At 68.7% G+C, this 24,733-nt stretch carries 19 protein-coding genes; 9 read left to right on the top strand and 10 right to left on the bottom strand.

All coding sequences use genetic code 11. The features are described 5' to 3' along the window. The first annotated feature begins 583 nt into the window (after positions 1 to 583). Complete coding sequence (locus WME85_RS42945) at positions 584 to 1,513, top strand: hypothetical protein (RefSeq protein WP_437830017.1); 930 nt, start codon at positions 584 to 586, stop codon at positions 1,511 to 1,513. Positions 1,514 to 3,657: 2,144 nt separating this feature from the next. Here the strand turns inward: WME85_RS42945 and WME85_RS42940 are convergent. Together WME85_RS42940 and ltrA are read right to left on the bottom strand one after the other, a co-directional pair. Continuing rightward, positions 3,658 to 3,951: an ATP-binding protein gene (locus tag WME85_RS42940; protein ID WP_437842528.1), complete on the bottom strand. Its 294-nt coding sequence runs from the start codon at positions 3,949 to 3,951 to the stop codon at positions 3,658 to 3,660. A 121-nt stretch (positions 3,952 to 4,072) separates the two neighbouring features. Beyond that, complete coding sequence (ltrA, locus tag WME85_RS42935; protein ID WP_437830016.1) at positions 4,073 to 5,647, bottom strand: group II intron reverse transcriptase/maturase; 1,575 nt, start codon at positions 5,645 to 5,647, stop codon at positions 4,073 to 4,075. A gap of 1,132 nt (positions 5,648 to 6,779) precedes the next feature. Between ltrA and WME85_RS42930 the strand changes: the two genes are divergently transcribed. The 3 genes from WME85_RS42930 to WME85_RS42920 all read left to right on the top strand — a co-directional run bounded on the left by WME85_RS42930 (position 6,780) and on the right by WME85_RS42920 (position 9,465). Then, complete coding sequence (locus WME85_RS42930; protein WP_436623505.1) at positions 6,780 to 7,178, top strand: hypothetical protein; 399 nt, start codon at positions 6,780 to 6,782, stop codon at positions 7,176 to 7,178. A gap of 119 nt (positions 7,179 to 7,297) precedes the next feature. Next, entirely contained in the window at positions 7,298 to 8,653 is a 1,356-nt protein-coding gene (locus WME85_RS42925; RefSeq protein WP_437829150.1) for a DDE-type integrase/transposase/recombinase, read from the top strand. Continuing rightward, complete coding sequence (locus tag WME85_RS42920) at positions 8,650 to 9,465, top strand: ExeA family protein (RefSeq protein WP_437829152.1); 816 nt, start codon at positions 8,650 to 8,652, stop codon at positions 9,463 to 9,465. Before WME85_RS42925 ends, WME85_RS42920 begins: the two co-directional genes overlap by 4 nt. 233 nt (positions 9,466 to 9,698) lie before the next feature. Here the strand turns inward: WME85_RS42920 and WME85_RS42915 are convergent, their stop codons facing one another. From WME85_RS42915 to tnpA, 6 genes are all read right to left on the bottom strand, one after another. After that, entirely contained in the window at positions 9,699 to 10,259 is a 561-nt protein-coding gene (locus tag WME85_RS42915) for an ATP-binding protein (RefSeq protein ID WP_437830015.1), read from the bottom strand. After that, on the bottom strand, positions 10,228 to 11,727 hold the full coding sequence (gene istA, locus WME85_RS42910) for an IS21 family transposase (protein ID WP_437830013.1): 1,500 nt from the start codon (positions 11,725 to 11,727) through the stop codon (positions 10,228 to 10,230). Before istA ends, WME85_RS42915 begins: the two co-directional genes overlap by 32 nt. After that, a complete protein-coding gene (locus WME85_RS42905; RefSeq protein ID WP_437307435.1) occupies positions 11,724 to 12,095 on the bottom strand; it encodes a hypothetical protein in 372 nt (123 codons plus the stop codon). The genes istA and WME85_RS42905 overlap by 4 nt, the downstream gene beginning before the upstream one ends. A 1,405-nt stretch (positions 12,096 to 13,500) precedes the next feature. Beyond that, entirely contained in the window at positions 13,501 to 15,114 is a 1,614-nt protein-coding gene (gene tnpC, locus WME85_RS42900) for an IS66 family transposase (RefSeq protein ID WP_437830012.1), read from the bottom strand. A gap of 121 nt (positions 15,115 to 15,235) precedes the next feature. Further along, positions 15,236 to 15,607 (bottom strand): IS66 family insertion sequence element accessory protein TnpB, encoded by a 372-nt coding sequence (gene tnpB, locus WME85_RS42895; protein WP_437626068.1) that lies wholly within the window; start codon positions 15,605 to 15,607, stop codon positions 15,236 to 15,238. After that, positions 15,604 to 15,945, bottom strand: coding sequence for an IS66 family insertion sequence element accessory protein TnpA (tnpA, locus tag WME85_RS42890; RefSeq protein ID WP_437830011.1), 342 nt, complete (start codon positions 15,943 to 15,945; stop codon positions 15,604 to 15,606). Before tnpA ends, tnpB begins: the two co-directional genes overlap by 4 nt. Positions 15,946 to 16,456: 511 nt before the next feature. On the opposite strand from tnpA, the gene WME85_RS42885 reads away from it, so the two are divergent. The 4 genes from WME85_RS42885 (at position 16,457) to WME85_RS42870 (ending at position 20,754) form a co-directional block, all read left to right on the top strand. After that, a complete protein-coding gene (locus WME85_RS42885; protein ID WP_437830010.1) occupies positions 16,457 to 17,611 on the top strand; it encodes a hypothetical protein in 1,155 nt (384 codons plus the stop codon). A 267-nt stretch (positions 17,612 to 17,878) separates the two neighbouring features. Continuing rightward, entirely contained in the window at positions 17,879 to 19,198 is a 1,320-nt protein-coding gene (locus tag WME85_RS42880) for a GDSL-type esterase/lipase family protein (RefSeq protein ID WP_437830008.1), read from the top strand. 254 nt (positions 19,199 to 19,452) lie between these two features. Further along, complete coding sequence (locus tag WME85_RS42875; protein WP_437830006.1) at positions 19,453 to 19,992, top strand: chalcone isomerase family protein; 540 nt, start codon at positions 19,453 to 19,455, stop codon at positions 19,990 to 19,992. A 168-nt stretch (positions 19,993 to 20,160) separates the two neighbouring features. After that, positions 20,161 to 20,754 carry a TIGR00725 family protein gene (locus WME85_RS42870; protein WP_437830004.1) on the top strand — a complete coding sequence of 198 codons (594 nt, stop codon included), beginning with the start codon at positions 20,161 to 20,163 and terminating at the stop codon, positions 20,752 to 20,754. A gap of 177 nt (positions 20,755 to 20,931) precedes the next feature. Here the strand turns inward: WME85_RS42870 and WME85_RS42865 are convergent, their stop codons facing one another. Next, a complete protein-coding gene (locus WME85_RS42865) occupies positions 20,932 to 22,182 on the bottom strand; it encodes a hypothetical protein (protein ID WP_437830002.1) in 1,251 nt (416 codons plus the stop codon). 450 nt (positions 22,183 to 22,632) lie between these two features. On the opposite strand from WME85_RS42865, the gene WME85_RS42860 reads away from it, so the two are divergent. Further along, positions 22,633 to 24,405 carry a protein kinase domain-containing protein gene (locus WME85_RS42860; RefSeq protein ID WP_437830000.1) on the top strand — a complete coding sequence of 591 codons (1,773 nt, stop codon included), beginning with the start codon at positions 22,633 to 22,635 and terminating at the stop codon, positions 24,403 to 24,405. A 38-nt stretch (positions 24,406 to 24,443) separates the two neighbouring features. Here WME85_RS42860 and WME85_RS42855 read toward each other — a convergent pair whose 3' ends face one another. Next, entirely contained in the window at positions 24,444 to 24,722 is a 279-nt protein-coding gene (locus WME85_RS42855) for a type II toxin-antitoxin system Phd/YefM family antitoxin (RefSeq protein WP_437829998.1), read from the bottom strand. Between the last annotated feature and the right edge of the window lie 11 nt (positions 24,723 to 24,733).

Below are 24,733 nucleotides of genomic sequence, written 5' to 3'. Positions count from 1 at the left end.
CGCTTACTTGACAGTGGAACAAGGAGCCGGAAGGCTTCATGCCATGGCACCCCAATGGCGAGCGGCGTGGTCGCACAAAGAATTGTTGGGCCTCACGGCTTTGATGGTCATTAGTGGCGGGTGTGCACAGTGCATAGGGGCAGATTGGGAGCGATATACGCTTGCCAAGCAGGAGAGAGCTGCCGGCGGCGCAGATGCCACTGGAACGAGCACCGGTGCCGATGGTAGTGGCGGTGCTGGTAGTGGCGGTGCTGGTAGTGGCGGTGCTGGTAGTGGCGGTGCACCGGAAGAAGATCCTTGCTCAGACGGTCGGTGTCCTCCCTTGTGTGTTAGCATGGCTGGTGCTCCGCACTTCGATGGTCCCCTATGCGGACCTGATACATTGCCGTGTCGGATCTTAATTGATGAGGTAATCGAAGACGCACCGTCCAGATCTGGAGATGTTGCCCTTGCGTTGGATCAGCACTGCGAACCGCGGATACTTTTCGGTGGATCCGATAACGGATGGTATGCGACACGCAACTCGCCCGAGGTCTGGTCTATACTTCCAACGCCGTTCAACACGACGTCTCCTGGGTTGGTTGTGGTCAGCAACGAAACATTGGTTGCGACCGCTGGAGAATACACGTGGACGAAGATGAACGGGGGTTGGGTGCGTGGGTCAAAAATTGGCGACAAGTACAGAACTTATACTGATGGAATAAAGCAAGATGGTTTGGGTGTTTTGCATATAGTGGCGTACGACCCTGATGCAAAAGACCTATGGTATGCAGCTTCCAGTTCGACGGACTTCTCGTGGAGCGCCAGTCGCCTCGGCGGTGACTACAGTGGTGGAGTCAATCTTTCGCTCTCTCCGAGTGGCGAGCCAAACATCGTATACTATGCATCTGATGAGACTGTTGTATGGATGAATTTGGTCGGAGAGCGCGAGGTTGTGTTTGATCGACCCTTGGTGTATCTAAATAATTTGTGGATTGAGATGGCTGTTTCGTCGGCTGACGATGTTAATCCTAGCGGGCGCCCTTACATACTGTTTGTTCGTAAGGCTCCGGATAAGGACGAAGGAATACAAGAGATAGTTGCTGCGTCTCGTAGTGGAGCAGGCTCATGGAGCATCGTGCCGTTTGATCACGGGGATCGGAGTAGCGATTCCTGTGACTATTTGGCTCCTGTTAACACCATATGCGAGTCGTTTCTTGACGACTTTGTTCCGCTGAAGATTGTGGTTAGTGCTGGCGGAGATGTCCGCTTCCTCTATGCGAAAAATCGCTGGCATTATACCTATGCTGCCATTAATTGCCCCAATCAATCTGATGTATATCATTGCGTGTTTCAGCCGATAAAAATAGAACCCAATGGTGAGATATTTATCGGATGGATAACTGCAAATGGTGGGTCTGCTTACAGGACTGTGATTGGTGATGTGGTGGCTAACTCTGCGAGTGTAGAGCTGGATTCTGTTGGCCGTATGCATGTTGCACTCGGGAATCGATATGTTCAGATTGGCATGTGATTTGTTGTTGAATTCTAGGATCGTGTCTGTGTGTCTCTGGTACCATGTCAATCGCGGGGGCAAATGTGCTCCTGGGGGCCCATGTTATGAAGGGGATGTCTCCGGTGCTCCCGCGGTAAGGGCGCCCGGCCGACCGTGCCCCCGGCGAGCGGTTCCTGAGTAACCGCCCGCCCATCGCCATGGGCCTGGCCCCTTGCGGCTCCCGCCGAGGTCGACGATGCTGGACGCGGGCGGCGTCGGCCCCCGGCCCGCGTGGGCACGGGAGGACGTAAGCGCCCAGCCATCGCCATGAGCTCGACCCCTTGCGGCTCTCGCCGGGGTGTAAGCGCTCGGCCAAGGGCATCGTGACCACCCCGGAGGCGCCGGCTACCTCTCCCCATCGCGAAGGAGGAAGCGATGGCGACGAGGGCGGAGTGGACGTCTTGGCTGCCCAACGGAGCCCCTGATGCCCGAGACGGGGAACTTCTCATGCATCATGCGCGAAAGGTGCGGCATTTACATACTCATCTCGTCTGTGTAGGTGCGCTCGCCTCACTCCTCGTCCTCAGAGCTCCGCCCCTCCCGCCGCCTCATTCCCTCGGCGAGTGTCTGCCCCTCCCCTCTCCCCCGAGTTCCACCCCTCCGCGCGGTGCAGGGCACGCGCTGCCCGGGCGACGCTGCGCCCGCCGTGGCGCCCAGCGTCGGCGGAGCGCCCCTGTTGACGCAAGCGAGCACCCATCCGACCCTCAGCGACATGGTGGCAAGCAAAGCAATGGCAGCGTGTGCTGGTGCAACTTGGCTCTGGATTGTGTCTTCCGCCCTGAGCGGGTGCGCACTCGTCCTTGATGCGAAGTGGGACGAGTATGAACGTGGCGATCCTGCGCCTGGCGACGCCGAACCTCCGGCGACAGAACAGGATCGTCATCCCGTGGGCGACCCGGCCTGCATCCCGAGCCTCCGCACGGGTCCCGCCGCAACGTGTGGCGTGTTCGTCAATCCTGCGGCGCTACCAGGTGGTGATGGATCGAGAGACCGACCCGTGCATCGGCTTGCCGATGCACTTGTCACCATTGCGCTGCGCCAGGCCCTAGGCGAGCGCAACATCTACGTCTGCGGTGGCAATATACATGAGGAAGTCATCGCCCAAGACTTCAAGAATATCAGCATCTATGCCAGCCTTAATTGTGACCAGTGGTGGCTCTCCGCGGGAGCCGCCAAGCGGACCACGTTAACCGCAGATCCTGACACGATCCCGCTCACGATCCTGGGCGATGGCCAAGGTAAGGGCCGGCTTGAAGGCCTAGACGTTCTGGCGCAACCGGCGCAGGACGATGGGGGGTCGTCCATTGCCGTCATGATGGAGGGCGTCGTACTCGATGTGGCCCACTGCACCTTCGAGGCTGGAGACTCCCGGCCCGGTGCTTCACCGCCGCTTCCCTCCGAACCCCCCATTGCCGGCAGGCGGGGACTTAATGGGAGCGATGCTTGTCAAGATATGGCCGCGCCAGGGGCCGACCCGTCCTCCAAAGTCTGCCCCGACGGCTCCACAAGCGCGGGAGGAGCCGGAGGAGACGGGCTCGCCTCGTCCGGCAACGACGGCCTCGATGGCCTCCCCACGGGAGAGAGCAACACAGGAGGGACCGGCGCAACCGCTGGTAGTCGATGCCTGCACGGCGGCGAGGGCGCATCCGGCCAGACCGGCAGCCACGGTGCACCCGGCAAAGGCATAGGCCAAATCTCGAGGACGGGGTACAAAGGAGTTGACGGCGGAGCCGGCCTCCGCGGCGGAATAGGTCAAGGCGGGGGCGGCGGGGGCGGTGAGCTGGGCTCAACCGGGTGCGTGGGGCTCGGTGGCGCGAGCGGCGGCTCAGGTGGTACCGGCGGATGCGGCGGGGCTGGTGGGCTTGGCGGCCAGGCAGGAGGGTCCAGCATCGCGCTGGTCAGCATCAGCGCACAACTGCGCTTCGAAGACGTGACCCTCCGGGTGCGCGATGGCAGCAGAGGAGGAGATGGTGCGCTGGGTTGTAGATGGTCTCGGAGATCCGCAGGAATCTAACCACGGAGATTCGCGGAAACGTGACCCTTGCGTCCGCAGAAAAATGACCGCGGCGCCCGCGGAAACCTGACCCCGGGCGCCGCGGGAATCTGACCTGGCGTCGGCCGGGTCAGCGCTTCTTCGCTGCTGCCGGGGCAGACGGCTCGGCGATCTCCGGTCTCGGCTTGGGTCGCGCCTCGCTCATGGCCAGCGACTCCTTCTGCCGCCACGAGTCGGCGTCGATGTCGAGGATGTGGCAGTGCTGGACGAAGCGGTCGATCAGCGCTGAGACGCACGCTGCGCCCGGAAAGACCGTGCTCCACTGCTTGAACGGAAGATTCGTCGTCAGCACGAGCGATCGGCTCTCGTGCCTGCGGCTGATGATGTTGTAGAGCAGATCGGCGGACTGACGGCTGCACGGCAGATGTTGGGTCGGGAGGGGGCGCGGTGGCAGGGTCTCCCCGGCTCCGTTTCCCCCTCCCGCCCGCCAAACCGGACGTGCACGTCTCCGCGCATCCGGCTTTCCACAAGCACCCGATGCCAGGTCAGGTCACGGCGAGATCCTCCTGGAGTGCCCCGAGGGAGGAGGGATCGTCGTACGCGCTGTTCGCGAAGCGGCCGACGATGCCCAGCTCATCCGGATCCATCCACGGCAGGAGAATACGTGTGCCGCGATAGCGGTATCGTTCCACCCTGACGCGCGACGGACGGAAGAGCTCGAGCCCTCCCTCCTGAAGCGTCCAGCGCCCACCACAATACCGGCCCTTGAGATACTTCCACGTTCGCTTGGGGTGCTTCTTCCGCAGCCACCGGAAGACGCGCCACCAGGCGAAGTAATCGACGTAGGCCAGCGTGCGCTTGCTCGCGTCGTAGCGGAAGTACGTGGCCCAGCCCCTTAACACAGGGTTGAGGGCGTGCAGGACCTCCTTCAGGGCCAGGTAGGTGGTCGAGCGGGTCGTGAGGCTTCTCACCTTGTGTTTGATCGCCTCTAGGCTCTTCTTGCTCGGGTAGGTCCAACCCACGAGCTTGCCCTTCCACGGTATCCGACGAATACGGTGGCCGAGGAAGTCGAAACCCTCGTCGACATGCGTGACGAGAGTCTTCTCCGGGGACAGCTCCATCTTCAGCTCGTCTCGAAGAATACGAGCTGCTTCGTCTCGGATGGCCTCCGCCTGCTCCCGACTGCCGCGGACAAGGATCACGAAATCATCGGCGTACCGCACGAGCCGGTACGTCGCGTGTCCTCTCCGCCGGTAGTAGGTGGCGCATCCGATGTAGCGCGTCTGCTGCTTCCAGGCGCGCGCGAAATGCCGATCCAGCGCCGACAAGTAGATGTTGGCGAGGAGCGGCGATGCGATGCCGCCCTGGGGCGTTCCCGTGAGCGTTGCTGCGAGCCGCCCAGACTCCTTCATCATCCCGGCACCAAGGAACGCCTTGATCAACGTGAGCACCCGTCGGTCGATGATCCGCTGGCGGACCAGCGTCATCAGCACGCCGTGGTGGACGTTGTCGAAGCACGCCTTAATGTCGCCCTCGACGACGTACTCGTACGAGGCGCGTGGATTGATGAATGACACGATTTCTGCAATCGCGTCCTGGGCTCTTCGTCCCGGCCGATACCCGTAGCTGCTCGGGTAGAAGTCGGTCTCGAAGATCGGTTCGAGCACGAGCTTGAGGGCCGTCTGGACGACACGATCACGGATGGTTGGGATCCCGAGGTAGCGCACCTTGCCGCCCTTCTTCGGGATGCCTCGCTCCCGCACCGGGAGCGGGCGATACGTGCGCTCCTTCAAGGAGACCCGCAGGCCCTCCAGGAAGGGCTGCACGCCCGTGCGGTTCTCGATGTGCCAACGGGTCATTCCATCCGTACCGGCCGTCTTGGACCCTCGATTGCTCCGGACACGGTCCCAAGCCACGACGAGCGTGGCGCGATCGCACACCAGGTTGAAGAGGTCATCAAACCTCTTCTCCGGGTCTGCCTTGGACCATCGGTACAGCTTTCGTTGGATGTCGAGTACCCGCCGCCTGGCGTCGAATACGTCCGGCCACGGTGTGTCGCTATTCAGCGTCATCTCTCCTCCCATCCGTAGAGCTGCGTGCTTGCTGTCCCCCTTCGCCATGCGGCCGGCTTTCCCGACCTCCGACTACTACGAGGATTCCGTCCCGCGCCGGTCCCATCTGCCGACCATGGGCATGCCCTTCCTCGTACGAGGGGAGGGCGAGACCGACGCGGTTCCCACGTTCACTGATCACCACTTGACGGAGGAGGCGTCCAGCTACACCCCTACAGCATCGCTCCGGGTACACCGCAGAATTCCCCGGAGCCTCCAGGCGCCCATGGGTTTGAGGACGCCGGGAGAGGTCGAGCCATCGGTTTGCGGTTCGACCAGCGCTGTGCCGACCCATATCCACCAGGTTGGGGTCGGTCGACGACTGAAGGGGCCTCATGCACTGGTTCACTTCGTTACGCCTTTCCATCTCGTTTGCGCGGCCGCGACGTCTGGCAGTGCCGTCGCTCCGCTACGTTGTCAGGGCTGCTCCCGGCTCGGCGCCCATGTCGGCGCTCCGCCTGCCCTCAACTTCTCGGGCCCGCTGCGACGGCCCCGGGTGGGTCTCTCGCCCCACGTGGTGAATCAGCGCCTCGTGGCTATTGCCGACCAGTCTCGTTGATGCTCCAGCCCCTCGAGTCGAGCATGCTGCGTGATGGTGAGGAGTTCTGCGCAGCGAAGATGGCCATCATGGAGGGGGCTCGCTCCGGGTAGGCACCGAGGGAGGATGACGTCCACGGAGCCACGGCTCCGCATTCCGGTCAGCTATCCGGGATTCCCATCAAAGAAGCGACCAGCGCGCAAGTGCGCCGCTTTCCGGCCAACGCCCGGGAATTACCACCCATCGTTGCTCCCACGCCCACCTCACGACGGGGTAGGTCCACCCGAGGAGCGGAGCAGCGGCGCGGTGCCGGCCACAAAATAGGCGACGAGGAGACCTGATCTTGGCGGACAGCCTCCTCGTCGTGCTCCGATTCTCTTGCCCAGGAATCGAAGCGGTCGCAGTGTTATCCAGAGCGCCATCGACATCAAGCGTTGGCAGCAGCAACCCCCCACAGTCGTCGAAGCGCGCCCCGCTCGCTGCCCCGCCTGCGGCGCCGCAAGTTGTCCGCTCGGGGGCGCGATCCGGCTCCAAGGCCACGGCAGGCGCGAGCGACAGGTCTGGGGCCCTGCCAGCCCGGACCAGCCCCCCGAGGTGATCTCGGTGGCCGCCCGCCGCTACCGCTGCCTCGGTTGCAGCGCCGTGCTCCTCGTCGTTCCTCGCGGTGTGCTCGGCCGGCGCGTGTACAGCGCCGCCGCGATCGGCTTCGCCCTCGCGCTCTGGGGCCTCGCGCTCGCGACGGCGACCGAGGTCCGGCGGCGCGTGGGCCCGGCAAAGATCCTCGGCGAGAGCGCCGTCACCGGCTGGGCCACGCTGCGCCGGTGGGCACGCGAGGTCGCGCAGCGACGTCTGTTTGCTCAAGCCCCCGACCCAGGGCCGTCCGCGTCGCTCCGAAAGAGCGCGGCGACCGCCGCGGCCTCGCTCGCGGCGAGCGCGGACCCAACGACCCGGGCGCTGCCGATCGAGCACCGCGCCTTCTTCGGCGCCGCGCACGCGGCGTGAGGGGCTCTGCCCTTTCGGAGTCGGAATCGTACAGCCCACCGGAGAGGATCGCTGCCGAAAACGCCGCCGATCCCGGACAAGGACCGCGCGCCAGCAAGGCGCAGAAAGGACCTGTTCCAATGTCCCTCGGCCCCGCCGACCACGCCGAGTCCGTGGCGATCTTTCGCGCCACGGTCATCGGCCCTCTGATGCACCGCGTGCTCACCCACGGCCAGCTCGCCGCCGAGCTGCGCACGCGCAGCGAGCAGCGGTTTCGACCGCCGGGCGCGCACAGCACGCGCACCTACTCGGTGCCCACGCTCCAGCGCTGGCTGTACGCCTATCGCTCCGCTGGCCTCGATGGCCTGCGTCCGCAGCCACGCAGCGATCGAGGCTTCGCGCAGGAGCTCTCGGAGGAGCTGCGCGCGCTGCTGCTCGATATCCGGCGCGAGCATCCCGATGCCTCGGTGCCGCTCATCCTCAAGACGCTCGTCGATGAGGGGCGCCTCGAAGCGGGCAAGGTCTCCGAGCCCACCGTACGGCGCCTGTACGCGGCGCACGGCCTTCGCCGCCGCGCCGCGCGCGCCGAGGGCGAGCCGAAGACGCGGCTGCGCTGGCAAGCCGAGCGCCCCGGCGCGCTCTGGCACGGTGACGTCTGTCACGTGACCGGTTGCACCGTCGGCGGCAAAGCGATGCCGATCCGCATCCACGGGCTGCTCGACGACGCCTCTCGCTACGTCGTCGCGCTCGAGGCGCACACCACCGAGAAGGAGGTCGACATGCTCGGCATGACCGTCGACGCCCTGCGCCGTCACGGCAAGCCCGACGCGCTCTATCTCGACAACGGCTCGACCTACCGCGGCGACATCCTCAAGACCGCGTGCGCGCGGCTCGGCATCACGCTCCTGCACGCAAAGCCCTACGACCCCGAGGCGCGCGGCAAGATGGAGCGCTTCTGGCGCACGCTGCGCGAAGGGTGCCTTAACTACCTCGGTGCCGTGGCCTCGCTCGTCGACATCAACACGACGCTCCGCGCCTTCCTCGACCGGCGCTACCACCCGGCGCCGCATGCGGGCCTGCTCGGCAAGAGCCCGGCGCAGGTCTACGCAGTCCGTCCCGCCGGAGACAGCGCGGTCGACGAGAAGGCGTTACGCAGCGCGCTTACCGAGCGTACCCGGCGCCGCGTCTCGGGCGATAACATCGTCTCTGTCGACGGCATCGCCTGGCAGCTCGATCAGGGCTACCTCGCTGGCCAGGTCGTCTCTGTGGCCCGGTGCTTCATTGCGTCCGACGAGCCGCCGTGGGTCGAGCACGAGGGCAAGCGCCTTGTGCTGCATCCGGTCGACCCGCAGCGCAACGCGCGGCGCAAGCGGCCGCCGTGCGGTGGCCCTGCGGCGGACAGGCCGACGCTCCCGGTGGACTTCAACCCCGCGCGGACGCTCGGCCGCCGGGCGGAGGGTGGCGAGGACACGAGCGAGGCTGGAGGTGGAGCGTGAGCGAGTCGTACGTCCGCTTCTTTACCCTGTCCGCCGCGCCCTTTTCTAAGGAGATCCAGGATGGCGAGCTGTGGCTGCCGCCCTCGAAGGAGCAGCTCGTCGAGGAGGTGTGCGAGGCCGTGCACGAGCACGCCCAAGTGCTGCTGGTCGGCGAGCCTGGCGCCGGTAAGACGTGTGTGCTGCGGGCCGTGCGGCATCGGTTGCCCCAGGCAGGCTTCCGGCTGACCTACTGCCACAACGCCACGCTGGGCCGTCGCGACTTTTATCGTCAGCTCTGCCAGGCGCTCGGCCTCAATCCTGCTGCGACCGCGGCGGCTGTCTTCTATGCCGTCAGCGCGCATGTCGAGACCCTCGGCCGCGAGCGCATCCATCCCGTCTTCCTGCTCGACGAAGCGCACCTGCTCCACCAGGACACGCTCGATCATCTCCACATTTTGCTAAATTATGAATGGGACAGTCGTGCCCTGCTGTCGCTGATTCTGGTAGGGCTCCCGGACCTCCAAGACCGGCTCGAGCTGCGCAAAAATCGCTCGCTGTACTCGCGCATCGAACGGCGTCTGTCAATTGGCGCCATGGTCCCCAATGACACCGGCGAGTACGTGCGTCTGCGGATGAGCCGCGCCGGCGCCGACCGCGAGGTCTTCACCGCCGACGCACTCACCCTGCTGCACGAGGCGGCCGGCTCGAGCCTGCGCGAGATCGACCGCATGGCCACCGCCGCGCTGCGCGAGGCAGCGCGGCGCAAGAAGAAGCTCGTCGAGCGCGAGGTGATGGCCCACCTCGTCGGCGACCTGGGGACGGACGGCAGCTGACGCTGACCGCGATGACGGGTGCGTCCTCGGCGCCGGCATAGGAGCCCCTCGCCGGCGCCGACGTCGACGGTCAAGCGATGATGGCCATCACGAGCCTGCCACCGGCGCACGCCTCAGGGATGGCCATCGCCCTCCTGGACCCCAACCGAGCACGCCCGCGATGGCCATCGCCCTCTTGGATCCCAACCGAGCATGCCCCGCGATGGCCATCAAGGGGTGTGCTCGGCGAGCCATCAGCCAGCCTGAGCGTCAACACGTGGCGCACAGCCGATCTCGTCCAGAATGAGCAGCGACGGGGCCGTGTATTTCCGCAGCCGTCGCTCGAGGGCCGGTAGTGACTCCTGCTTGAGCAGATCCGCGAGGGCGGCCGACAGCGTCGTGAAGCGTACGGTGTGGCCGCGCTGGAGCGCGAGCATGCCGAGGTTCTGGGCGAGCATCGTCTTGCCGACGCCGCTCGGACCCCGGAGCAGGACGTTGTGCCCCTTGGCGACGAAGTCGAGGGTCATGAGCTCCTCGACGAGCTCACGCTGGATCGTGCGCGGGTGGTTCCAGTCGAAGCGCTCGAGGGGCTTGAAGGTGCCGATGGTCGCTGCCTTGGCGCGCGCGGCGAGGTTGCGCTCGGCGCGCTCGCGGTGGGCGATGGCGGCGAGCTCCTCGAACGTCTGCACCGGCGACAGGCGCGCCGTGGTGGCATGCGCGATCAGCGCGAGCAGCGCCTCGCGCGACACGCGTACGCCGAGGGAGCGAACCAGCTCAGCGACGTCATCGTTGGGCATCATAAGACTCCAGGTCATGGGGAACCACGTCGCGATCGGGGACATGGGCTCCGAGGTCGATGTCGACGGGGACAGGGGCATCGGCGGCGCGGCGGCGCTCCTCGCAGAGCACGGCGAGGGCACCGGGATCGTGCGTGCCGCGGGCGATAGCCTCGCGCGCCGCAGCGCCGAGGATCTCGACGCCGTACAGGTCGAGAAGGCGCAGGGCCTTGGCGGTCATGAAGCCGACGTTGCGACCGGCCTCCACCCAGCGCTCTTGCAGGATCTCGAAGCCGGGGATCGCGACGCCGAGCCGATCGCGCCCCTTGGCCTCGCGCGCGGCGCGCTTGTGGTCGAGCAGCTCGGCACGGTGCTCGGGCGCCTCGATGCTCTGGTGCCGTCCCCAGCAGCGCACGTGCCGCGCGAGCTCCGTGCCGCCGTCCGAGAGCCGCACGGTGGTGTCATTGGCGACGAGCATCAGCGTCTTGCCGTGGTGGATCGACGGCGCCGAATAGCGGTTTCCGTCGAAGTGCACGAAGGCGGTCTTGTCGACGGGCACGGGCTCGACGAGGTCCGTCTCCGGCAGCGGATCGGGCAGCGCGAGCAGCCGCGTCCTCTCCTCCGCGAGCACCTGGTCGACTCGCCGCTCAGGCCATCGCGGGTGCGGACGCACGTTGGCGATCTCGTCGAGGAAGACGAGCAGCTCGGCGTTGCCACGGTCGAGATCACGAATCGTGCGCGCGGCGAAGAAGCGGTCGCGCAGGAAGCGAATCGCTCGCTCGACCTTGCCCTTTTGCTGCGGTTTGCGCACGGCGCAGAGCCGCGGCGCGACGCGGAGCTGACCGGCGAGCGCGAGCAGGTCCGGGTGGAAGCGCACGGCGTCGCCGTGGCGCTCGAGGACAACGGTCTTGGGGTTGTCGAAGAGCCATTGTCTCGTCGCGCCGCCAAAGTAGCGGCACGCGCGCACGAGCGAGCGGCGGAGCGAGCTCGCGGACAGGTCGAGCACGAGCTCGCCCCAGATCGCGCGCGAGTACGACAGAACCATGACGAAGGCCCAGAGCTGGCGCGTGCCGCCCGCGACGCGCAGCTTGCCGACGTAGGCCCAGTCGACCTGGGCCTGCTCGGCGATGAGCGGCTCGACGCGGAGGAACACCTCGCTCTTCGGCGCCGGGCGCACGAGCCGGACATGCCGTCGCACCGTGCGCACACTGCCCTCGTAGCCGCGCTCCACCAGCATGTCGTACAGGCGCGTGGCGCGGAGCCGAGGATACTGTGTCAGCGTCTCGATGACGAAGGCCTCGTAGCCGCGCAGCGGCAAAGGCGCCTCGCTCACCGCGGCCTGCGCGTCGCGAACGACGGGCCGCGAGCGCGCGCCCTTGCCGAGGCCGAGCACGCGCTCGACCGCGTCGTGGTGCAGGCCGAGCTGCGTCGCGATGGTGCCGATCTTCCAGTGCTCGGCGAAGTGCAGGCGGCGGATCTCCGCCTCCTTGGCCTCGTCGATCGTCATCGACCGAGGCTCCTGCGAAGGCGATGCTCGCCACGGAAGTTACCGAGTCCCGGCAGGCGTTGCCCGCGGCGGGGCGGGGCGTCCATGAAGAGAGGCTCGACGACGTAGTGTAGCGTCGCGCGCGCGACGCCGAGGCCGTCGCACAACCCCAGCGCGAACAAGATGTCCTCGGACTCCGCAGAAACGACAGCACGGACCCTCTGGTCGTGCCAGAGCGCCATCGACTCGCACAGCATTGGCCCGGCAAACCGATGCGCCGGCGTGGCCACCGATCGCAGCCGGGCCTTCATCACCTCGTCGGGCCCCTGCGTCAGCAGCACCCGCGTCTCCTGCGGCGTCGCGGAGATCGTCATCACGAGCTCGTCCATCCATCGACTCCTGCGGGCCGGCGACGGCCACGTCGTCCTTCGACGTCGGCGCGCCGGTCCGCGGGCACACGCTGGCGGATGCGGGCAAGTTGTCGGAACCCCTATCCATCACGCGCCGGCTCCGTCGGGCGCGGTAGGCCCGCTGGCGATCACGGTGATCGAGGCGCCCCTCGTAGGAGCGCTGGTGCCGCAGCCGAGCCGCGCGCTGCGCCCGGTGGCGAGCCGCGTCGCGGCAGGCGCTGCCGCAGTAGAGCTGCCCTCGATCACACCGGCCGCAGACAAAGAAGATCGCGGCGCAGAGCCCGCAGCGCGCGAGCCGGAAGCTGTCTTGCACGAGTCCCCGGACCAGCGCGCCGGGAAGTTGCCCTCGGTGCCTGGGTCGTGCGAGACAGGCCGAACATCGGTCTGTCGCCGATCCCCGGAAGGCCCTGGTCGCTACCCAGGGCCTTCTTCTTTTCCGGCGCGCCGCTCGGGCGCGATCTCTACCGCCGCGCCTCGCGCTGACGAACTTCCCGGCCGCCCGCGCTCGCCCCCAGGCGTCACGAGGTGAGGGGCAGAAATCTGCGGATCGGGGTGGCTACTAACACTGGGTAGGCCGGGAGGCGAAGGCGGGCTCGGTGGGATAGGAGGCGCCGCCCGACCTGGTACGCTTCCAGCCTGCAGTGGTGGGGACGGGGGCCACGGAGGACCTGGCGGTACCGGGGGCGGTGGGAGTGGCGGGCACTCGCTCGGAATCGCATTCCTGGGTCAGGCTCCTGCGAACAATTTTGAGCTGGTGATTGGCGTTCCCGGAGAGGGCGGCCTGGGTTCCGAAGGCCAGGACGGTTCAGCGGGTTTGGCCGCGGACATTCTCAGTTTCAATGAGTGACCGCTCAGTTCACAGGTTTTGCCCACTCTCTAAGACATAAACGGCGCCGGCGTAGGTGCGGCTCCCCTCGCTGCTCCCCTTCCCCGGCGTCCGAGCCTCCACTTCCCCCGTGGACGGTCGGCCCGCGGGGGGCACCTTCTCATGAACCACCGCCGATCGAGGGAGAGGAGTTCCTTCATGTCCTGTATGCGTTCTGTAGAGCCCATCCTCGCGTGGTGCGCGCCGTCGCCATAGATTCGCGGCGCGATGCGAGAGCAACCTACGGCGAAGGGTGGCGGGGAGCGGCAGAGCGCAGGGCAAGCCGCGGTGGGCACCGGCGCCGCGACCAGCGTGGTCGTCCGCAGGCGCGCCACGACGCCGAGGGCGGCCGATGCTCCTGCGCAGCCGGAGGCACCGAGAGGGCGCCGGGCGCCACACGCCGACACCGCGAGCGTAGAACAGGCCGCGCCAACACGCCGAAGCCGGCGAGCCTCGCCCCCGGCGGCCGGCACAGGGGCGTCCGCGCCCGCAGCGGTGGCCAGCGAGGCTGACCAGCGCTCAGCTGGGCGCCGCAGCCGGCGCGCGGGGCCACGGGGTGGCCGCGAGCCGCTGCCGAGCGTCGGTGTTCTCGAGGGTCTGCTTCCAGGACTTGGGAGCGAGCTCGATGACACGCTCGGGCGGCCAAGTGCGCAGCAGGATGAGCACATCGCGCAGGTAAGCCCAGGGCTCGATGCCGTGCAGGGCACAGGAGGCGATGAGCGACACGATGGTGGCGTTCCACTCGGCGCCGTCCTTGCTGCCCACGAAGAGCCAGTTTTTCCTGCCCACGGCTTCACGGCGGAGCTCGAGTTCGCTCCGGTTGTTGTCCAGGCGGAGCCGGCCATCCTCGAGGAAGCGGGTGAGCGCGGTCCATTGGTTGAGCGCGTAGCCGATGGCAGCAGCGATGGGACTCCTCGGCAGGACGAGCAGGTCCTCTGTCTCAAGCCAGACGCGGAACGCAGCGAGCACGGGCTCGGCAGCCGTCCGGCGCTGCTCGGTTCGGCGGCTCGGGGGCAGCTCCCTGGTCGCCTTGTCGATCGCGTAGAGCTTTTGAATGAACCCAATCGCCGCCGTCGCGCGCTGCGGGTCAGAGGTCATCGCCTCGAAGAACTTCCGCCGGCCATGGGCCCAGCAACCAACCTCGGTCACCTGCTCGGTGCGGAAGAGCTTCTCGTAGACATTCGATGCGTCGGCCTGGACATAGCCTTTGTATCCGCGCAGGAACGCTTTGGGGCCATCCTGGTTGTGATGAGGCGTGAATCGGAACAGGACGTGATCGCGGTCGGCCACCAGGACCCAGAAGTGGCCCCGCCGGCACTTGTCCTTCGCTTGCACGAGCACGCCGGTGGCATCGATGGCGATGCAGTGCGCGCTCAGAGCGTCGTTGGCCATCGCCCCCACGAGGGGCGCGAGCTTGTCGGCGCACGCGGCGACCCAGCCACACAGCGTCGAGCGCGACAGGTGAAGACCCCATCGCTCGAACATCTTCTCCTGCCGGTGAAGCGGCAAGTGGTCTGCGTACTTGCTCACCAGCACGTGTGCGAGCAAGCCCGGGCCGGCAAGGCAGCGCGGGATAGGACTGTCGGGCATGTCGGCGATCGTAACGCCTTGCTCGGGCTCACCTTTGACCGCGAACTTCGGCCTGACGATCTGCAGGCGCACGAAGCTTGCGGGCCGCCACTCCAGCGTCTCCGACACCTCCTCGCCGATGCGGACCAGCGCGGTCGCGCGCTCATCGCGCGCCTCTGGCGGCAGCAGCTCGATCCGCTCGACAGGCAGGTGCTCGGGCAGCTTCTGCCGTCCGTGCGGGCGGACTTGGCGCCCCTTGTCCTCGCCTCCGGGGGCGCCGGATGTGCCATCCGGCGCTGCGCCGTCGCTGGCCTCCGGCGGCCTGGTCGCGCCCGCATCCGGCTGCGCACCTGCGCCCGCGAGTAGCTGCACGATCGCATCGAAGGCGAGCTGCGTCTGCGCGGGGTCGACGTGCTCGGCCTTCTGACCGTAGATGTGGCGGCGAAGCCGCTCCAGCTCGATGCTGGCGAGCTCGTAGAGCTTACGGTACTCGTCCCGCTCGTGGGCGGCGCGCGCAAGCTTGTCCTTCAGCTCGCAGATCTGCTCTTCGACCGACGTGCCCACGACGCGGTAATTACTTATGAATCTCCGTATTTTGAAGAGGGTTGTCGTAGGAAAATGATGGGCTTTGAACGGAATGCAGCGCTGCGCGCTGCCCGTGAGAGCGCGACGCCGTCAGGTCAGATCAGGGCGCCGGAGGCGGTGCAGCCTCGGCGAGGCGAATCTCTCGCCGCATCTTCGAAGGTGGAAGGGCGATACCTTCAAGGATCTTCGCGAGCTCGGCGGCGTCGATGACCACGCTCGTGGCTCCCGGCGTGACCGCGCGCGGTGCTCGAAACGTCCCGCGCTCGAGCCTCTTGTACAGAAGGCAGTAGCCGCTGCGGTCCCACCACAGGGCCTTCACGCGGTCGGCTGCCCGGTTAAAGAAGAGGAACAGCGCCCCGGAGAGCGGGTCCTGCCGCAGTACCTCGCGTACAACGGCGGCGAGGCCGTCGAATGACCGGCGCAGATCGAGCGGCTCGGTGGCTACATAGATCGCGACGCGGCCGGGGATCATCGCGTGCCTCCGAGCGCACGAACAACGCGTGCCAGCGTGTCCTCGTCAAACGTCGGCGGGACGCGCACGACTGCGCCGTCCGGGAAGACGATCTCCAGCGTCGCGCCCAACGAGGACGCCGTAGCTCCTGCCGGGGCGACCACCACGGGGAGCAACGTCGGCAGCGTCGCCTTCTCCGAGCGCTGCCGGTACTCGCTCCGCTTCATGCCCAGCCGGCGGCTCCACGAGTACAGCGTGCCGGCGTTGACCCCCTCCTGCTCCGCGAACACGCGGGCGGAGCGCCCGCTCTTGTGCCAGCGCGCCACGCGGTCGCGCCAGATCCGTGTGCTCTCGTCCATCGACACCTCCAGCGCGCGTTTCTACGCAACCCAGAGGCTCGGAGACAGGATGGGGGTCGCAGCACGGATACGGTAGAGCGCGACTGGCCGAATCGCTCCCGGTGCAGCGGGTGTTTTGCCAAGGCGGCCGAGCCCACGCTCGCCCTGCCGTTCCCTGTCCGGCCCATCGTGGTCCGTCACGCAGGCCATGCGCCCGCCGGCTGGGTGACGTCATCAAGGCCAGCCCCAGGAACGCCGGTCCCCGTCGCCCTTCATCGTCCGCCGCTCTCGCTGTGGCATCGCAGCGCGAGTTCAAGGCAACTGCGCGCGATGCGCGACGATGAACGCCACCGGGCGGCTGGTGCTCTGACGTCGGGCACACGGCACGGAAAGCACATGGCGTGACGACTCCACGCAGCTGCCCCGAATTTAAGAGAGTGAGGCGGCTCCGCGGCCCGTGTGCACCCCGCTACATGGGCGCGGCGCGTCGCTCGAACTCCAGCATGACTGTACCTGCCAGAGAGATCACCCGATGCCCTCAGTGACCCATGAAGCCCTGGTGGAGCTGTTCAAGAACCGGCCGAGGCTGGCCGCCGACATGCTGCACGACGCGATCGGCCACCCGGTCCCCGCCTTCACGGAGGCGCGCGTCGATGCCTCCGACCTCACCGAGATCGTGCCCTCGAACCGCCGCGCGGACGTGATCGTCGTGCTGCTGGTCGGCAAGCAGGAGCGGCTCGCGATGGCCATCGTGGTCGAGGTCCAGCTCGGCGTGGACCCGGACAAGCGATATGCCTGGCCGGTGTACGTGACCCAGACGAGGGCCCGGCACCGCTGTCCGACGTGGCTGCTGGTTGTGACGACCGATCGGGCGATGGTGAGGTGGTGCTCGCGCCCGATCGACACGGGGCACCCTGGCTGGACGCTGACGCCGCTGGTGCTCGGGCCCGAGGGCGTCCCGGTCGTCACCGACGCCGAGCAGGCGAAGGCCGCGCCCGAGGTGGTCGTGCTCTCGGCCATGGCGCATGGGCAGAGCGAGGCGGCGGAGGCGATCGGCGTGGCGTTCCTGGCGGCGGCTGCCGGGCTCGATGAGGAGCGCCGCGCCCTGTACGGGGACCTGGTCCTGTTCTCGATGAACGAAGCGGCGAGACGAACGTTGGAGGCGATGATGAAGAGCGGATATGAGTTCCAGAGTGAGTTCGCGCGCAGCTACGTAGCCCATGGCCGGCGGGAAGGCCGGGAGGAAGGGCTGCGGGAAGGCCGGGAGGAAGGGCTGCGGGAGGGCCTGCAGGCGGGCCTGCGGGAGGGGCTGCGGGAGGGCCTCCTGAAGGCCAAGGCGCACGACGTGCTCGCCTTCCTCGAGGCCCGCGGGCTGGGAGTCCCCGTCGACCTGCGGCAGCGCGTCCTCGCGAGCACCGATATCGACGAGCTCGACCGCTGGGTCCGCCGTGCCGCTGTCGTCCGCGACGCCCGAGAGCTCCTCGGCACGCCCGGCTTGCGGGAGGGCCTCCTGAAGGCGAAGGCGCACGACGTGCTCGCCATCCTCGAGGCCCGCGGGCTGGATGTCCCCACCGAGGTGCGGGAGCGCGTCCTCGCGAGCGCCGATGTCGACGAGCTCGACCGCTGGGTCCGCCGGGCCGCGGTCGTCAGCGACACCAGAGAGTTGCTCGGTACAGCCGGCTCCTGAGCAAACGCTCCAGGCCAGCGCAAGTGGTCGCTCTCGGTCGTCCCCTGCCATCCCGATCCGCGGGCCGGGTACCCTTCTTGTAAAATTGCCGTCCCGGGCGACGAGCGCACCGCGCTGCGTGGTCCTGCCCTCTTCGCTACCCCGGGTCGCTGCGTACCCGGCTTTACCGGTTCACCTGATTCGCGCTATCTCGATGGCGGAGGCCGACTCCGATATGGATCGTGGCGCCACGATGTCCCAGCGTGCCGGCCTCTGGAGGTAACCGAGATGGCTTTGGGCTCACTTCTTCGATCAGGTTCACTCGTCCTTGCGCTGGGGGCGCTCGCTCTCCTCTCCGCCTGCTCCGACGACGGCGATTCGTCGAACAGCGCCAGCGGCACGGGCGGCGGCGCGTCCGCGAGCACCGGGAGCGCCTCTCAGGGCTCCGGCGGCGCGGGCGGCGGCACGGGCGGGGGCGCCACCGGCACGGGCGGCGACGCCGCCGGCACGGGCGGCAACGGCGGGAGCGGCGCGGGCGGCAACGGCGGCGGCCCGGACGCGCCGGGGATCACGCCGAACCCCATCATCTCCCGCGGCAAGCCCGCCTTCGCCTCGGCGGGGACGGCGTCGGTGATCAACGACGGCAAGTACAGGTCGGCAGGCACCTGGATCGCGGGCAAACCCACCGCGGCCGCGCCCGCCTGGGTCGCGATCAAGGTCGGCGACGGGTACGAGCGGCTGCTCCTGAGCTGGACGGCCTCGTACAACTACAACTACACCGACGTGCAATACGGGGCTCCGGGCGCCTACCGCGTCGAGACCTCGAGCGACTCGACGGACGGCGAGGACGGCACCTGGAAGAGCGTCGCCGAGGTGACCGACAACCCGGTCCGCACGCGCGCCCACAGCTTCGACTTCAGCGGCCAGAGCTGGGTGCGCCTCGTCGTGACCGCGGCCCCCGCGACGACCGACGCCACCGGCGTCCAGCTCGACGAGATCGACGTGCACGACATCTCGAACGGCGCGGAGGACACGTGGTTCTTCCTCGGCGACAGCATCACGGCGTTCGCCTATGACCGCGACACCCCGGCCACGCAGCCGAGCTTCGCGGAGAACGTGCACGCGGCGCACGAGGCGAACTACCCCGCGATGATCAACGGCGGCATCGGCGGCGAGCTCACCGCGTCCCCGGACGACCGCCCCGGCGCGCTCGCGCGCATCGACGACGTGCTCGAGATGAACCCCGACTTCCACTTCTTCGCCATCGGCTACGGCACCAACGACTCCTGGGACCAGACCGACCCGAGCACCTTCAAGTCGAACCTGCAGGAGCTCATCGACACCCTCCAGGCCGCGGGGCGCGTCCCGGTGCTCGCGCGCATCCCGTTCTCGCCCGACGGCCACCACGACACGCTCGACGTCTTCAACCAGGCGATCGACGAGCTCACGGAGGAGAACAGCCTCCTCCCGGGGCCGGACCTGTATGCGTGGTTCGAGGCGCACCCCGAGCAGCTCCCCGACGAGGTGCACCCGGATCCCGCCGGGCGCGTCGTCATGAACAAGCTCTGGGCCGACGCCGTGGACAGCCTCTACACCGGCCAGCAGTAGCGCGCGACGCGTGATGACGCGCGACGACGCGCGCAACGCGTGATGACGCGCGACGACGCGTGATGACGCGTGATGACGCGCGACGACGCCCGATGACGCCCGATGACGCCCGATGACCGATTGATGCTGCGCCGGCGCGAGCCTTGACCCCGCGCGGCCGCGAAGGCTAGCTGGATCGATCGCGCGAGCGGCGAGCCCTGACGAGCAGCGCTCGCCGGCGGGCGGCTGGCCGCGCGCCCTCCAGGGGGTATCCGATGAAGCTCATTCCCAAGAAACTCCTGATCCTGGTCGCCGCCCTCGCGGCCCTCGTCGCCGTCTCTGCCCCCCTGCGGGCCGAGGACTGGCTCCTCACCGGCGCCGGCGTCCGGGTGAAGACGATCGCCTTCATCGACATCGACGTCTACGAGATCAGCCATTTCATGAAGCAGGCGCCCGCGTCGAGGTCGAAGCAGGCGGTGATCGACGCCGACGTGCCGAAGAAGTTCGTGTGGCGGATGATGCGCGACGTGGACCAGGAGAAGATCCATGACGCGCTGACAGGCGCCTTCGCGATGAACGGTTACAAGGACCAGGCCAAGATCAAGGCGTTCATGGGCGCCTTCAAGGCAGAGCTGAAGGAAGGGTCGCGCGTCACCATCCAGTACGACCCGGAGAAGAAGAGCACGACCGCCCTCGTGGGCGGCAGCAGCGCGAGCGTCGCCGGCGTGGATTTCATGAAGGCGGTCTGGAGCATCTGGCTCGGGAAGATCGATCAGCCCAAGCTGGGCGATCAGCTCATCGGTCGGCTGAAATAGCCGGCCGGCTGAGCTGGCGCCGAGCGCGACGACCGGCGCGGCGCGCGGCGCCGCCGGCCGGGGCGCGCGCGGCCTTGCCATGCTGGGCGGGAAGCGAGACGATGCGCCTCGCGACCGGGTCGAGCGCCACGTGACGCGGCGGCACACGGGCGCCGGAGCGGAGCCGCGATGGACGACGATCACGAAGACGAGGACACGCGGAGGGACATCGCCCCCTACGTGCCGCGCCGCCCCGTGATGGCGGTGGTCGGCAACGGCCTCGCGCTGGACGCGGCGACCGAGGCGGTGTGCGTCGAGCTCGGGCGGCGCGCCGTCGAGGCGGGGTTCCGGCTCGTCACCGGCGGGCTCGGCGGCGTCATGGCCGCCGTCTCGCGCGGCGGGCGCGAGGCGGCGACGTGGCGCGACGGCGATATCGTCGGGATCCTGCCGGGGTACGAGGCGTCCGCCGCGAACCCGTACGTCGACATCGTCGTCCCGACCGGGCTGCAGATCGGGCGCAACATCCTCGTCGTCGCGGCGGCGGACGTCGTCGTGGTCGTCGGCGGAGGCGCGGGGACGCTGAGCGAGATCGCCGTCGCCTGGCAGCTCGGCAAGCCGCTGCTCGCCCTCGCGACGAGCGGCGGCTGGGCACGGCAGCTCGCCGGAGGGCGCGTGGACGACCGGCGCTCGGATCGCGTCGTGTCGGTCGCGAGCGCGGAAGAGGCCGTCACGGCGGCGTGGGACCTCGCCGGCCGGGGGCGCCCTGGCGGGGGCCGGGGTTGAGCCTCGGCGGTGGCCGGTGGCGAAAAAATTAATAATTTCAATGTGTTGGCGCCTTTTGTTCAGGTGCTCTCGGCCCCGGGCAGGCGCGACCACGATCGCGCTGCCGGGGCGCGACAGGGCCCTGGGTCCGCTGGCGGGGCCGTGGTCAGGGCAGGTGGGCCCGCTGGCGGCGCGTGATCAGGGCCCCGTGACGAGGGCCGAGACATGGATCTTCACGAGTGGAGCCCTCGCCTCGGTGTAGACGACCTCGCTGGCCCCGTCGATGTGCCGGCGAACGATGACATCCTCGAGCACCCCGGGTCCGCCCCCGAACTGGAGCAGGGCGCCGCACCCGTCGAGCTTTGACGTGTACGCGCTGACCTGCATCGCTCCCGCCGGCAGCGGGGGGAAGGCGCCGAGCCGCGTCGCGGCGCCGTCGCCGTCGACCTCCCAGAGCTCCTGGCTGCCGCCATCGTCGGCCGGGTGCTCCGACTCGAGCACCAGCAGGAAGCTGTCCGGCGCCCTGGCGCGCACGGTGTGGAGCAGCCGGTCTTCCGGGAGACCGGCGATGGGCAGCGACGCCGACGTGGCGAGGCGAACCACGCTCCGCGCTGCCAGCGCGAGATCGCCGTACCCCAGGTGGAGCAGCGGATCCTCCGGGTCGGCGTAGACGACTCGGCCGCTCTCATCGTACCACGTGGCGGCGTCCGAGCGGCAGCGGTGCAGGACGGCGCCCGCGGGCGAAACGAGGAATCCGGAGAGCGGATCGAGACCTTGTGTGCAAGGGGGCGTGCGCAGGGCGGTATCGTTGTCGAGCGGCGCGGCCGGATAGTCGCCGCCGCGAAACGAGCAGTCGTCGCAGCGGAACTCGCGGAGCAGGTCCTCGAAGACGTTGGTATAGAGCAGGCGCCCGTCGTTGGGGCGGATCCGCGCGCTTCGCTCGTCGACGTTGCAGTCGAACCCCACGACAGCGGATCCGGGAGAGCTCCAGTGCGTCAGGGCGTCCCGGCCGCAGCTCCCCTCCGACAGCGTTCCAACGAGGTAGACCTGAGCGGGGTCGAGCACGTCGCCGGTGACCGCCACGGAAGCTCCGCTGCAGTCTGGCGCGCTGCCCCCATCAACGCTCCCGCCGCCGCCGGCGGGCGCCCCGCCGCCCGCTCCGCCCCCATCAACGCTCCCGCCGCCGCCGCTGGGCGCTCCGCCGCCCGCGCCGCCACCACCGCTCCCGCCACCTGCATTCCCACCGCTGTTGTCGCCGCCGCCGCTGTTGTCGCCGCCGCCGCCGCTGTCGCCGCCGCCGCTGTTGTCGCCGCCGCCGCTGTTGTCGCTGCCGCCACCTGCCCCCCCGCCGCCGTGGTCTTCTACCCCTGCGCCGCCTGCGCCGCTCGCCGCCACGCCGCTCGCCGTCGAGCTTTCCGCGCCGCCGCTCCCCGCGCTGGCAGCATTCACGCCGCCGCCGCGTCCCCCTTCTCCGTCGCCGCCGGGGATTGCTCCTCTCGCGCTGCACGCCGATAGCAGGAAGAGGACGGACATTGTAGCGATGGTGCGCATAAAGTGACCTTCTTCGGAAGCGCGGCACGCCTCTCATGACATCGGTGCACGGAGCCGCGGTGCACGAGGGTTGAAGAACGGAGATGGCCAGTGGCCGTGGCCATCATGACGTGAGCCGTCGAACGCGTCGACCTCCACCATCGCTGCGGCCTCTCTCTCGCTCGCGATACGAGCGCGCGAATCTGCCCTGCCCGCAGCGCCGGTGGCGCGCGGCCCTGCACGCGGGGCGGACCGGCGCGCGCCGGGCGCGCTCTCGATCTGCCGTGTGACAGCGCGGTGTCCAGAGGGCCGCCGCGCGCGCCCGCTCCCGATCCGACCGGCGCGCATCGCGTGCTAGGCTCGGCGCCGATGTCGGAAGCGGAAGACGAAGAGATCCAGCGGCTGAGGACCCGTGTCGGGACGACCCTCCGCGGGAAATGGCGGCTCGACGCGCTGATCGGGGCGGGGGGGATGGCGGCCGTCTACGCGGCCACTCACCACGTGGGCCACCGCGTGGCCATCAAGATCCTGCACCCGGAGGGCGCCGTGTCGCGCGAGCTCCGCGCCCGCTTCGAGCAGGAGGCGCTCGCCGCCGCGCGGCTCGGGCACCCGGCCGCGGTGCAGGTCCTCGACATCGACGCGACCGATCAGGGAGAGCCGTTCCTCGTCATGGAGCTGCTCGACGGCGAGAGCCTCCGCGAGCGGGCGTTGCGGCTCGGCGGCGTCCCGTTGCCCGAGCTCCTCGCCCACGTGGACACGCTCCTCGAGGTGCTCAGGGCCGCGCACGACGCCGGGATCGTCCACCGGGACATCAAGCCGGACAACCTCTTCGTGACCCGCGACGGGCGGCTCAAGGTCCTCGATTTCGGGATCGCGCGCATGAAGGAGGGCGGCGCCGGGCTGAAGACGCGGACGGGCGCGGTGCTCGGCACGACGAGCTACATGGCCCCCGAGCAGATCCTCGGCAGGCACGTGGACGGGCGGGCCGACCTCTACGCGGTGGGCGCGACGATGTTCACCCTCCTGACGAACCGTCGGCTCCACGACGCGGACGCGCTCACCGAGGGAGAGCTCCTCATCCGGATGAGCACGACGCCCGCCCCGTCGCTCGCGACCGTCGCGCCCGGCGTGGATCCGCGGGTCGCGCGCGTGGTCGACCGCGCGCTCGCCTTCCAGGTCGAGCGGCGCTACCCGGACGCGCAGACGATGCTCGCCGACGTGCGCGCCGTGCGCCGGGGCGAGGAGCCCCCCTTCGCGACGGCGGCGATGGCGGAGGCCGACGAGCGCACGCGCGTGGACGGCCGGGGCCGGGCCATCCCCGAGGGACCGCCGATCGGCGCGTCCTTCCCTGGCGCGAGCCCGCCGGCCATGGCGATGCCGGCCGCACCCTCCGCGGCGGCGGCCGCCTCGACGGCGGCTCCGCCGGGCCAACCGCAGGCGGGCGCGGGCGCCGTGCGCGGGCCGCGCGCGCCGGCGTCGCCGCGGCTCGCCATCGTCGGCGCGGCGGCGGTGCTCTTCTTCTGCGTCGGCCTCGGGGCGGTGCTGCTGCTCTGGCCCTCCCGCGACAGGGGCGCCGGAGACAGCGGCGCGCCGGCGTCGGTGTCCCTCAAGGACATCCCCCGCGCCTCGAGCTCCGCCGTGCCCGTGGCCGACGCCGCCGGTTGCCAGCCGGGCGTGCCCTGCACCTGCCCGGGCGGCACCCCGGGCAACGTGCCGAAGACCTGCCAGCTCAGCTGCGGCGAGGCGTCGGGCTGCAAGCCGAGCTGCTCCGATCGCGATGTGTGCGAGAGCCGCTGCGCCGGAGACTGTCAGTCTTCCTGCGCGAGGAGCAAGGCGTGCGACACGCGGTGCGAGGACGGCTGCCATATCGAGTGCCGCAACGCCGAGACGTGCCAGGCGACCTGCGGCGCGGGGTGCTCGTACGCCTGCGAGGACGTGGGCAAGTGCGTCCCTGTCGTGGGGGACCGGAGCGTCGTGAAGTGCAACCGCGTCGGAGGGTGCGAGGTGACCTGCACGGGCTCGTGCGCGGTGTCGTGCTCCAGGACCGGCTCGTGCAAGGTGGAGTGCCAGGGGCAGGGGCCGGCGAAGCGGTGCGGCGACGGCCGCCGGGCGTGCGGGGACGGCTGCTCGCTGCCGCAGTGAGGCGGGGCTGCCGCGCTCTTATCGGAGGAACCTGAGGGTCACAGCGCGACCTTGCGCCCGGAGCTCGCTGCTCGAAGGGCGCCGAAGTAGTCGCGATTGACGCCGATCTCCTCCAATCGAAACCTCTCCAGAAAATGCCGGTAGGTTTCGGAGAAGCGCGGCCGCTCGGGGCGCAAGGCGTCGTACTCCTGGCGCGAAAGCACGACCGCTATCGGTTTGCCGCGGCGCGTGAGCTCGATCGTGCTACCTGCCTCGACCTCATCGACGATGGTCGGCAGGTTCGCGCGAGCCTCTGCAATGGAGTAGCGCTTCGGCATGCCACGATGCA

Source organism: Sorangium sp. So ce1153 (genome assembly GCF_051521595.1).
Lineage (GTDB): Bacteria > Myxococcota_A > Polyangia > Polyangiales > Polyangiaceae > Sorangium.
Note: the sequence above shows the minus strand (reverse complement) of the source record. Positions and strands in the feature narration are given on the sequence as shown.

Coding starts and splice junctions, on each gene's coding strand:
- ltrA (WP_437830016.1), bottom strand. CDS start 5,647: ATGGCGAAGGGGGACAGCAAGCACGCAGCTCTACGGATGGGAGGAGAG.
- WME85_RS42925 (WP_437829150.1), top strand. CDS start 7,298: ATGTCCCTCGGCCCCGCCGACCACGCCGAGTCCGTGGCGATCTTTCGC.
- WME85_RS42915 (WP_437830015.1), bottom strand. CDS start 10,259: ATGACCTGGAGTCTTATGATGCCCAACGATGACGTCGCTGAGCTGGTT.
- istA (WP_437830013.1), bottom strand. CDS start 11,727: ATGACGATCGACGAGGCCAAGGAGGCGGAGATCCGCCGCCTGCACTTC.
- WME85_RS42905 (WP_437307435.1), bottom strand. CDS start 12,095: ATGGACGAGCTCGTGATGACGATCTCCGCGACGCCGCAGGAGACGCGG.
- tnpB (WP_437626068.1), bottom strand. CDS start 15,607: ATGATCCCCGGCCGCGTCGCGATCTATGTAGCCACCGAGCCGCTCGAT.
- tnpA (WP_437830011.1), bottom strand. CDS start 15,945: ATGGACGAGAGCACACGGATCTGGCGCGACCGCGTGGCGCGCTGGCAC.
- WME85_RS42885 (WP_437830010.1), top strand. CDS start 16,457: ATGCCCTCAGTGACCCATGAAGCCCTGGTGGAGCTGTTCAAGAACCGG.
- WME85_RS42880 (WP_437830008.1), top strand. CDS start 17,879: ATGGCTTTGGGCTCACTTCTTCGATCAGGTTCACTCGTCCTTGCGCTG.
- WME85_RS42875 (WP_437830006.1), top strand. CDS start 19,453: ATGAAGCTCATTCCCAAGAAACTCCTGATCCTGGTCGCCGCCCTCGCG.
- WME85_RS42870 (WP_437830004.1), top strand. CDS start 20,161: ATGGACGACGATCACGAAGACGAGGACACGCGGAGGGACATCGCCCCC.
- WME85_RS42860 (WP_437830000.1), top strand. CDS start 22,633: ATGTCGGAAGCGGAAGACGAAGAGATCCAGCGGCTGAGGACCCGTGTC.
- WME85_RS42855 (WP_437829998.1), bottom strand. CDS start 24,722: ATGCCGAAGCGCTACTCCATTGCAGAGGCTCGCGCGAACCTGCCGACC.